Raw genomic sequence first — 10,414 nt, 5'->3', positions numbered from 1 at the left:
CGGCTTTCGTCCGCTGGACATCCAAACCGACCGGCTGCTTTCATCATGGCTGCGAGAGGCGTGCGTTCCTGACGTCGCCCTGAAGGCGAACGAACCTGCCCCCGATTTCCTTCTCCCTGAGGCAAATGGAAAGCTCGTTTCATCTTTGGAATTGCGACAAACTGCGCCGTTGATCGTTACCTTCGTTTACGGGACTTGGTCCCCGTTGTGCGCAGCTGGACTACGCGCTCTTCACGGAGCCACCCCTAGTATCCGCGCTGCCGGCGCCAGAGCAATTGCCATAACGCCCGAGACCGGAGACTTGCCACGCAATTTCAAACGCGATCACCGACTTGATCTGGAAATCCTCTCCGACCTAGATCTTGGGGTGAGCCTTTCGTTCGGCCTGGTCTGCGCGGTGCCGGCGCAGATAAAGAGCCGTCTCTTGCAGCGCGGCCTTGATCTCTCCGCTTCCCATGGCTGCTCCTTTTGGATGTTGCCAATGCCGGCCACCTATGTCCTCGACCAACGAGGGATCATCCGTCGCGCGTGTGTCGGGCCGGACTCCATCACGGGAGCGACGACCGAAACCGTGCTTGCTGCCCTGTCCGAATCGGATGGGCCTAAGCCAACCCTTAGAGCCTGACCGGAAATGAGACGAGTCAATTCAAGAGGCGACACGTGGCGACTGCAACTGCGTCATGGCCGGGCTTGTCCCGGCCATCCACGACTTCGTGTCACTTCAGCAACGACGGTTGGATGCCCGCGACGAGCCCGGGCATGAGGAGGCCGGACCGGGGCGCGTGATTTAGATCAAGGAGTCTGCACCTTGTGCGTCAGCCTTGCGAACATTGTCCTTGTTCGAGACAGGGGCAGATGCGCGGCGGAGTTTGTCCAGCGCACTCGTCCAGTCGCGAACACGAGCAACCTTGATAAAGGCGTCAAGCGCCGGCGAATACTGCCGCCCCGCCACGGTCAAAAGCTGCACCTCGCGCCGGACGGGGTCGCCCTCAATTGGAATAGCGGCGAGCGACGGCAGCCTGGGAGCGTGCTCTGGCGCCAGGATGGCCCCAAAACCGACCGACGCCATTTGCTGAAGATGGCTTTCCTGAGCGCTCCTGTGCACAATTTCAGGGCCTGGATGGTCGGCAAAACAAGCCTGCTTGAATCGGCCTGCGACGTCGCATCCGACCCTTTCGAGAAATGCCGCCTCACGCAAGTCTTGGAGCGGGATAACGGTTTGGCTCGCCATCGGATGTTTTCGAGACAGCACGAGCACGTACCGCTCTTCGAACAGCAGCCAGCGGTCGATACGCTCAGGTAGCTCCACGGCGTCACCGACGAGTGCGGCATTGATCTCGCCATCCAAAAGCATCGCAACGAGCCCGTCGGCATCTGCCTCGCGTAGATCGACTCGAAGGCCAGGAATGATCCTGGCGAGCTCCAAGAGCAATTCCGTGATAAGTGCGGCGGAGACTGACGGCACCAGCCCGATCTTGAGCGGGGCGATTGTCTTCTTTTGATAGCCTCGCGCCTGAAGCCGTACCGCCTCCGCGGCGGCAAATATTTTCTCCAGCGTGGGCAAAATCATCTTGCCCAGCTCGGTGAGCTGGGTGAGGTGACGTTCACGGTGAATCAACGTGCCACCGAGTTCTTGCTCCAGCTTTTGTACCGCCTTTGTCAGCGCCGGCTGCGTCACATTGCATTGCTTTGCAGCCTGCGTAAAATTGAGCGTCCTTGCTAGGGCTAAGAAATATCGCACCTGATAAAGCTGCAGCTGCATACTCATACTCGAAAGATTTGCCGTTGTTCGGACTGTTCCAGTTCGTTGCCATAGCAGGCAGGGGCAATGGTCAAGCGGCTTGCCGCGGAGCTTCTGCGGAAACAGATATTGTGCGCCGGCTCGGAATTCTCGACCCGCGTCTTGCGGAACTGTTTCTCATCTTGCGGAAAGTGTTCTCACCGACGTTGTCTCCTTTTAACGTCGCGGTTGCGTAGAACATCATTGGCGAGACCAGCAATAAATGTCTGGGTTTGCATCAGGATCAGCTTGGCCATATTTTCATCGGATGTTTTTTGCTCATCTAGGAGCTCCTAAGGTCTCAGTTCTGGACGGTTGGAATGAGGGCCGCGGCGAGCGCGGTGCGCTCACGCTCGTCAAAGAGATTCCCAGCTTCCGCCCACGCGGCTGGTCGTTGCGAGCGGATGCGCTCCATCCCAGCCATACAGCAGTATCAAGACTTGCGATTCTGAGTGTACCATCGCGCTATGGCTACGTTCCCCATCGACCGCGTTGTCCTGTCCCAAGATTAGGACACCAGCTCAATCCGAGGGTCCGAAACACATGTCCGATCGTCCAAATCTGGCATTACCTCGATCCGGATAAGCATACAGGATTTGCTCGCGAATTTCTTTGGTGATCCTGTTGCGGCTATTCCATCTTCCAGTTGTCATTTGGCGCCTCCTTATGCGAAGCAATACACGGCATCGGACGAGTTGGAGTTAGTGGGCGGGAACTGCTGCTCGCCCTGCGCTCGCGATCAGCTCATGCTCCCCGGCATGAAGCAGCGTACCTTCGGGTGACCATTTAGGAGGTAAGGCCAGACCATCGTACGGCCAGCGCGGTTCGGTCCATCCACGACGGCGTCGTTCGGAACATCAACCCACTCGCCATCAATGCGTACGCGATAGTGACCATCCTTAGTTTCCCAATCGGCGTCATCAACGCGCTTCGCATCGCTGCCATCGCAGCAGGGCCCTTTGCCGCTGTGCAAACTCTCATACCAACTGTTCAACTCAGGGTGCTGATAATCGTGGGCGCGGGCGTGACCGATTGTAGAAATCGTCAGCATGACAGTGAATACAACAAGCGTTGCATGCCAGATGTGATTGTTCATCTCACACCCGATCCCGGAATCTCTCTGTGCAGTCAGGAAATTCATCCATCCGCATCAACATGCGAAGCTTTCTCAGCTCCCCGCTGGTAGTCGTCGGCAAGGGCCTTAAGCTGACCCGCAATCGCTGAGTCGGTCATGGTTTTGGCGGCGCGGAGCAAAGTCTGTGCTATCTCTAAATATTCCTTGCCTCGTTGTGAGTTCTGGACCGTCATAAAGCCCTCGCGCGGTTCTCGGGCAGCTGGTCGAAGGCGATTTGGAGCCAGCTCACCCAATTGCGGTCACTTTGCCTGCGAGTTCTGAAGCGATCGACGCACTTCTTGGAACAAAGCGGGGTTCGCCACGAGTAGTGCCGGACGAGACCAAACTTGCCATCACAAACTGCGCATCGCGTGGCACTGCCAGATCTAAGATTATCGGAGCAATGGGGCATCGTAGTCTCCTCTTGGCGCTATCGTCGCTGTTCGCCGATCATCCTTTTCCACCGTCGCACTGTATGACCTATGCGCTTTTATGGCCTGTGCGCTTTCCTACGCGTGCAGCCTAGGACGATCGCGGTCAGCCGCTCAATTGAACGTAGGTAATGCGCGGGCCATCCAGAGGGGCCAGGGAATGCTACGAAGGTTTAGGGAGCGCGCCCCTAAAGCCGACCATGTCCGCCTTGGGTTTTGTGTCACGAGCGTTGCCCCCACACGGCAATGCGCAACTGTACGAGAGATGAAGGAGGGCCCTTCGGGTTCGGCAATCAGGTGCCGATCTCAAGCCACCGCAAGCTGCTGTCGTCAAAAGCGATGGTGGTGAACGTTGCGGAAACGTTGGGACATGATCCCGGCAGACATGGCTGAGAGAGGCGAGCGCAAGCGAACCGCTGCAGAAGTGTCGAAAGCGGATTAGGCGATGTCAAAACTGGGGGGTGACCCTTCCTCCGGGATCAGCGCGGGGGATGCCTGAGACGGCCCGCGCGCCATCCGGCATGTAGGCGGCGTGAAGCCAGGCTCTTGTGCGGAACGTGAGAACCTGTACGGCGATGTGAAGGGAAGCCTCTCGTTAGCGCGTCACGATATACGGTGACAGCGCGAGTATGTAGGCCGTAACGCGAGTAAACGCCGAGCAAGCCTCGAAAAGGACGATGCGCAGGCCGACCCGACAACCCTTTCGGGGAAGGCTGATACGGCTGGGGTGAATGAGCGAAGCAGCACGCGGAGCCGCTGCGCCGGGGTAGTGGCGACAGCATGTACACAAGGAAAGCGTGCGCAACACGGGACCGACTCATATCTCCAGCGTCCCGATGTTCAGCTCGAAGATCGTTGCTCTTTGAACGGGTCGCCGTAAATGTGATATCCGTTAAATTCCCATAAGCCCGGCGATTCGCGATCCAGCAACTCGATCCCGCGCACCCACTTCACGCTCTTATACGCATAGAGGTTTGGCACCACGAGGCGCAGTGGGTAGCCATGCTCAGCCGTAAGCGGTTCGCCATTATGCCGCAGGGCGAAAATCGTCGTCGGGCGCAGAAAATCCGAGAGTGGCAGGTTTGCCGTGTAGTTGTTCTCGCCATGAACCATCACATGCCGCGCCTCTGGTCGCAACTTCACTCGCTTCATCAATTCTGTGGCGAGCAATCCTCCCCAATGGTTGTCGAACCGGCTCCAGCCGTTGACGCAGTGCATGTCCAAAAATACTTCGCTCTGCGGCAGATTGGAGAGCTCTTCCCACGAAAGCCGCAGCTGCTCCTCTACCAGGCCGAACACGCGAAAATCCCACGTCCTGGGACGAAAGAGCGGCACCGAGCCCACATGCAGCACCGGCCACTTGAGCGTCAGCGACTGTCCTGGGGGCAGCCGCCCAGCCGCAAGCATCTCACGCTCCCGTTCGCGTCGCTCGTTCGATTGCACAAATAGCTCCACCGCAAAAGTATAGCGCGGCCCAGTTGGCGCACGTAGTAATTTTCGGGGCCTGAAACGCGGTCAGCCGGGTTGCGGCGGACATAACCAAACATTGGGTTTCTGGTACCCCACACTCCGAGAAGCGACCTATCAAGATGCTAGTCCAGCCCGAAGCAGCGAAGGGGGGGCCTCACTGCTCCCCCTCACCGATCTTGGAGTTAGAACTACTTGCAGACTCGGAGAGTACGCCAGGAACAGTTTTGCTGGTATTGTGACGGAAAATGTTGACGGCTCCGATCACTTCGTCCTCGCCGTCACGTATTGGAAAGGCATTAACGAGCGCCAGAAGACGATTACCGTTGGGCTGCTCGCAAATCACATCGGCGTTCCGAACGGTGCCGCCGTTGTTGATCACCATCGAAGTGGGTGAAAGTTCGTGCGGCATCACTTCTCCTGAGGGGTAACGAAGAAGGTGTGACCCGCAATACTTTTCCGAGGTTCCCAGAGACGGCGTGCGTCCCCAGCCCGCGATTGCAGTTTTGTTGCACTTGACGACGGTGGCATCCTTTTCGAGAACGTATATCCCTACTGGGATAGAATCCATTGCCGCTTGGTCTGCGAGAATTCCTTTTGCGACGAGGTGCCCGTCGACGAGTTCTCCTCGGAAGTCGATTTTGTCGAAGTCGCCTTCCAAAATCATCGTGCTTGTTGCTAAGTCACTATCTGTCACGGTGGTTGCCATTTTCAACCTCCTTTGCACGAAAGACTCAGTAAACGATGCGCCATTTGGCCCGTTTGTCAACAGGACGATTCAGACTACGCCGGAAGACTCTATCGTGCGGGACCTGCGGGAGGCGGCGCTGAGGGGATGCCGGAACCAACTCTACGGCCGGCGTGGCCCTTGATATTTCGTTCCTGTTGACATCTTTCTAGCGTCCTGTCCAAATTTGAATATTCCGAGGTCGTGATGCCGTGGCGACAAGAATGTCACCTATCCCGGGGCTCTCGGGGTACGTACTGGTGCCCCTGCGGGAAAGCGCGGACTTTACCCTTTACCGCGGCCGAAAGCACGACGACCCCTCGTCAGTCCTGGCGATCGCACTCTTTGAACAGCCGTCACCTCAGAGTATCAGGCGGCTCATGCACGAATATTCGTTCGCAGCCGAACTCGATCCCGCGTGGGCTGCCAAGCCTCTGGCCATTACTCGTCACGAAGGGCGGACGATCCTCTTACTCAAGGACCCTGGCGGTCAGCCGCTGGATCGGATTCTTGAGCGTGACCAGGGGCAACCGCTCGACCTGACTCGCTTCCTTAGCACCGCCATTGGGTTGGCAAGAACACTCGGTCAAGTCCATCAGCAGGGCCTCATACATAAAGATATCAAGCCTGCGAATGTCCTCGTCGACGACACCGGCAACGCGTGGCTCACCGGATTCGGGATTGCGTCCCAACTTCCTCGCGAGCGCCAATCGCCCGAACCTCCCGAGTTCATCGCGGGAACGTTCGCCTACATGGCACCCGAGCAGACGGGACGAATGAACCGTTCAATCGATTCTCGGAGCGACCTTTACTCGCTTGGAGTGACGTTTTACGAAATGCTGACCGGGAGTCTTCCATTCACGGCCTCCGAGCCGATGGAATGGGTGCACTGTCACATCGCGAAACAACCAGCCGCACCCAGTGAGCGGGTAGGAACCGTGCCGGCCTCGGTCTCCGCGATCACGATGAAGTTGCTCTCCAAGACGGCGGAGGAGAGGTATCAAACAGCGGTGGGAGTTGAGAGCGATCTTCGGCGCTGCCTGTCCCAATGGGAGTCCCAGGGGTGGATCGATGACTTCACTCCTGGCGTTCGGGACACCCCGGATCGCCTCATGATCCCCGAGAAGCTGTACGGGAGGGACCGCGAGGTTGACACTCTGCTCACCGCCTTCGACCGCATCGTTGGCGGTGGCCGAGCGGAACTGGTGCTGATCTCCGGATACTCCGGCATCGGCAAATCCGCAGTCGTCAATGAGCTCCACAAACCACTCGTGCCGCCACGCGGCTTGTTTGCGTCAGGCAAATCCGACCAGTACAAGCGCGACATTCCGCATGCCTCGCTGGCCCAGGCGTTTCAGAGCCTCATCCGGCGGCTCCTCAGCCAGAACGAGGAAGACCTGCGCAAGTGGCAGGACGCACTTCGTGAGGCGCTCGGTCCGAACGGACTGCTCCTCGTCGATCTCGTCCCGGAATTGAAGCATGTCATTGGCGAGCAACCGCCAGTGCCCGAATTGCCGCCGCAGGAAGCGCAGAGACGTTTTCAGATCGTATTTCGACGGTTCATCGGCGTATTTGCGCGACCCGAACATCCGCTCGCGCTCTTCCTCGATGACATGCAATGGCTGGATGTCGCCACACTCGACCTCCTCGAAGATTTGTTGACCCGCAACGATTTGCAGCACTTACTGCTCATTGGTGCGTATCGGGACAACGAGGTCAATGCCACCCACCCGCTGGTACGTAAGCTAGAAGCGATCCGTCAGGCCGGAGCGGCAGTGCAGGACATCGTTCTCACACCACTCAGTCGCGACGATCTAGGTAAACTGCTTGTGGACTCCCTTCACTGCCAACTGGAGCGCGCCGCCCCACTGGCAGACTTGATTCACGAAAAGACCTCGGGCAACCCGTTCTTCGCAATCCAGTTCATTTCTACTCTGGCGGACGATCGCCTGCTGACATTCGATTACCGCGCGCGGCGTTGGGTATGGGACCTGCTCCGCATTCGTGCCAAAGGCTTCACGGACAATGTTGTAGAGCTGATGGTCGAGAAGTTGAAGCGCCTTCCGCCAGAAACCCAGAAGGTACTCCAGCAGTTCGCCTGCATGGGCAACAGTGCAGAGTTCGAGACGCTGCGGATGGGGTATCAGGGCTCGGTCGAGGACATGCACGACCATCTCTGGGAAGCCATGCGATCGGGCCTTATCTTCCGTGCGGACAATTCCTACGGCTTCCTGCACGACCGCGTGCAGGAAGCCGCCTACTCGCTGATCCCGAAGGAGCTGCGTGCCGAGGCTCACCTGCGCATCGGAGTGCTCCTCGCGGAGCACACGCCCGCTGAAAAACGTGAGGAGGCGATATTTGAGATCGTCAATCAACTCAACCGGGGCTCCCATCTCATCACCTCTGTCGAGGATCGCGAGCGCGTAGCAGAACTGAATCTGATCGCAGGCCGGCGCGCGAAACTCTCGACAGCATACGACTCGGCGCTCAAGTATCTCAGGGCCGCCAGAGCCCTTCTTGTAGAAGAGACTTGGGAACGTAATCACCAGCTCATCTTCGCGATCGAGTATCTGACAGCCGAGTGCGAGCTGCTGACCGTCACGGTTTGCCTCGCCGCCGGGGATCCACTCGCGGAAGTGCAAAAGGAATGCGAGAACGGCCTGGCATTTGCTAGGCGGGTGCGTTTCGGCCTGGTCATCGAGCGCTGCGGAGCACAACTCGGTTTGATCCTCACCTTGCGCGGGCTGACTGCGACGTTCGGGTGCCTGGATCATGAGGGATACAGCGAACTCGATACCGAACGCCGCTTGGCCAACAGCCCCGATCTGGTGCTCGCCGAGTTCTATTACTGGACACGAAAGCTGCAGGCGCACTTTTTCGCCGGAGACCTTGCGTCGGCGGTCGACGCCTCGCTGCACGCGGAACCGCTGCTTTGGACGTCCGCGGCAATGTTCGAGTCAGCGGTGTATCGATTCTATGGCGCGCTGGCGCATGCGGCGGTCTGGGATCGCGCCACACCGGAGCAGAGACCGACGCATTTCGATTATGTGTTGGACCACCACCGGCAGCTCCAAGTGTGGGCGGAGGTCAACCCCGAAACCTTCGAAGACCGCGCTGCCTTGGTCGGCGCCGAGATCGCCCGCATTGAGGGCCGGGTGCTGGACGCTCAGGAGCTGTACGACAAGGCCATCCGCGAGGCTCACAAACACGGGTTCGTGCACAACCAGGCGATTGCCAACGAGATTGCCGGGCGTTTCTACGCAGAGCGCGGTTACGAGAAGATCGCGGCGACCTATTTGCGGGCCGCGCGTGCCTGCTACCTGCGCTGGGGAGCCGACGGAAAGGTTCGCCAACTCGAGGAGCTTTATCCGCACCTCAAAGTGGACAAGTCGATCCCGGATAAGGCGACGATAGCGACACCCATCGAGCAGCTCGATTTGGCTACCGTAATCAGAGTCTCGGAAGCAGTGTCCGGCGAGATCGTTTTCGAGAAGTTAATCAACACGCTCATGCGTTCGGCAATCGAACACGCGGGCGCCGATCGAGGTCTCTTGATTCTTCCACGAGGCGACAAATATCAAGTTGAAGCAGAGGCCACAACCAGCAGTGACAAAGTGAACGTGGTCCTGAAACAGGCACGCGTCACGGCCGCAGATCTACCGAAATCTGTGTTTCACTACGTCCTTCGGACAAAAGAAAGCGTTCTCCTGCACGATGCGTCCAGTCAGAACTCGTTTTCAGCAGACGGCTATATTCGCGACCACCGCTCACGGTCAGTGCTCTGCCTGCCGGTACTTAAGCAGACCAGGTTGATTGGGATGCTGTACTTGGAGAACAACCTTACGACTGCCGCGTTTACTCCTGCTCGAATGGCGGTCCTCACATTGCTCGCTTCCCAGGCGGCTATCTCAATAGAGAACGCCAGCCTGTACCGCGAGCTAGCTGAGAGGGAGGCCAGGATCCGACGGCTAGTGGATGCCAACATCATCGGCATCTTCGTCTGGGATCTTGACGGTCGGATCATCGATGCCAACGAAGCTTTTCTCCGCATCGTCGGATACGGCCGCGACGATCTCGTCTCCGGTCGACTGCGCTGGCGGGATCTGACGCCCACCGAATGGCGCGATGCCGACGACCGACGTGTGGCGGAGCTGGAGGCGACCGGAACCACGCAACCCTATGAGAAGGAGTACTTCCTGAAAAGCGGCGGCCGCGTGCCGGTGCTGGTCGGGGCGGCGACGTTCGGCGGGCGACATGACCAGGGCGTGGCCTTCGTGGTCGACTTAACCGAGCGCAAGCGGGCGGAGGAGGAAATTCGCGAAAGCGAGCGGCGTTACAGCGAGGTGCAGATGGAGCTCGTGCACGCGAATCGAGTCGCAACAATGGGGCAGCTCTCGGCTTCGATTGCCCATGAAGTCATGCAGCCAATCGCGGCGACAGTTACCAATGCCCAAGCTGCCTTGCGCTTTCTAAACGCCCAGCGGCCCAATCTCGAGGAGGTCCGGCAGGCGCTCGGTGCCGCCGTCAAGGACGGCAACCGAACCATCGACGTCATCGATGGGATCCGCGCCCTAAACAAGAAGGCGCCCCCACGGAAGGACGACCTGGAGATCAACGAGGCGGTGCTTGAGGTCATAGCCCTGACCCGGGCCGAGGTTTTGAAGAAGGGCATTTCGGTGCGGACGCAACTTGCGGAGAGCTTGCCACTCATTCGAGCAGATCGGGTCCAACTGCAACAAGTGATTCTCAACTTGATTGTCAACGCCATCCAAGCGATGAGCGGCGTCGGCGAGGGCGCGCGGGAGTTGCTGATCAGTACCCGGAAGGCCGAGCCGAACGGCGTGCTCGTCGGGGTGCGAGATTCGGGTCCGGGACTGGCGCCGGCGGAGCTTGAG

General features: G+C 58.7%; 7 protein-coding genes. 2 read left to right on the top strand and 5 right to left on the bottom strand.

Annotation, left to right across the window (positions count from 1 at the left end; translation table 11 throughout):
* Positions 1-625 (top strand): redoxin domain-containing protein (locus J6497_RS39565; RefSeq protein WP_225709570.1); only part of this gene is annotated, 625 nt, incomplete at its 5' end.
* 162 nt (positions 626-787) lie between these two features.
* On the opposite strand, the gene J6497_RS39560 is transcribed toward J6497_RS39565, so the two are convergent.
* From J6497_RS39560 to J6497_RS39540, 5 genes are all read right to left on the bottom strand, one after another.
* A complete protein-coding gene (locus J6497_RS39560) occupies positions 788-1,762 on the bottom strand; it encodes a LysR family transcriptional regulator (protein ID WP_225709569.1) in 975 nt (324 codons plus the stop codon).
* Positions 1,763-2,519: 757 nt separating this feature from the next.
* Positions 2,520-2,876 (bottom strand): hypothetical protein, encoded by a 357-nt coding sequence (locus J6497_RS39555; RefSeq protein WP_225709568.1) that lies wholly within the window; start codon positions 2,874-2,876, stop codon positions 2,520-2,522.
* Positions 2,877-2,917: 41 nt separating this feature from the next.
* Positions 2,918-3,088, bottom strand: coding sequence for a hypothetical protein (locus tag J6497_RS39550; protein ID WP_225709567.1), 171 nt, complete (start codon positions 3,086-3,088; stop codon positions 2,918-2,920).
* Positions 3,089-4,165: 1,077 nt separating this feature from the next.
* Positions 4,166-4,768 carry a sulfite oxidase-like oxidoreductase gene (locus J6497_RS39545; protein WP_225709566.1) on the bottom strand — a complete coding sequence of 201 codons (603 nt, stop codon included), beginning with the start codon at positions 4,766-4,768 and terminating at the stop codon, positions 4,166-4,168.
* Positions 4,769-4,949: 181 nt separating this feature from the next.
* A complete protein-coding gene (locus tag J6497_RS39540; protein ID WP_225709565.1) occupies positions 4,950-5,501 on the bottom strand; it encodes a PAS domain-containing protein in 552 nt (183 codons plus the stop codon).
* A gap of 398 nt (positions 5,502-5,899) precedes the next feature.
* Here J6497_RS39540 and J6497_RS39535 point away from each other — a divergent pair.
* Positions 5,900-10,414 (top strand): trifunctional serine/threonine-protein kinase/ATP-binding protein/sensor histidine kinase (locus J6497_RS39535; protein WP_249793963.1); only part of this gene is annotated, 4,515 nt, incomplete at its 3' end.

Origin of the sequence: Bradyrhizobium cenepequi (genome assembly GCF_020329485.1) — a bacterium.
GTDB classification, from domain to species: Bacteria; Pseudomonadota; Alphaproteobacteria; order Rhizobiales; family Xanthobacteraceae; genus Bradyrhizobium; species Bradyrhizobium cenepequi.
This window is presented reverse-complemented; position numbering and strand designations above follow the sequence as displayed.

Bases quoted from the DNA above. Each gene is read 5' to 3' on its own strand.
- J6497_RS39560 (WP_225709569.1), bottom strand. From the start codon at position 1,762: ATGCAGCTGCAGCTTTATCAGGTGCGATATTTCTTAGCCCTAGCAAGG.
- J6497_RS39555 (WP_225709568.1), bottom strand. From the start codon at position 2,876: ATGAACAATCACATCTGGCATGCAACGCTTGTTGTATTCACTGTCATG.
- J6497_RS39550 (WP_225709567.1), bottom strand. From the start codon at position 3,088: ATGACGGTCCAGAACTCACAACGAGGCAAGGAATATTTAGAGATAGCA.
- J6497_RS39540 (WP_225709565.1), bottom strand. From the start codon at position 5,501: ATGGCAACCACCGTGACAGATAGTGACTTAGCAACAAGCACGATGATT.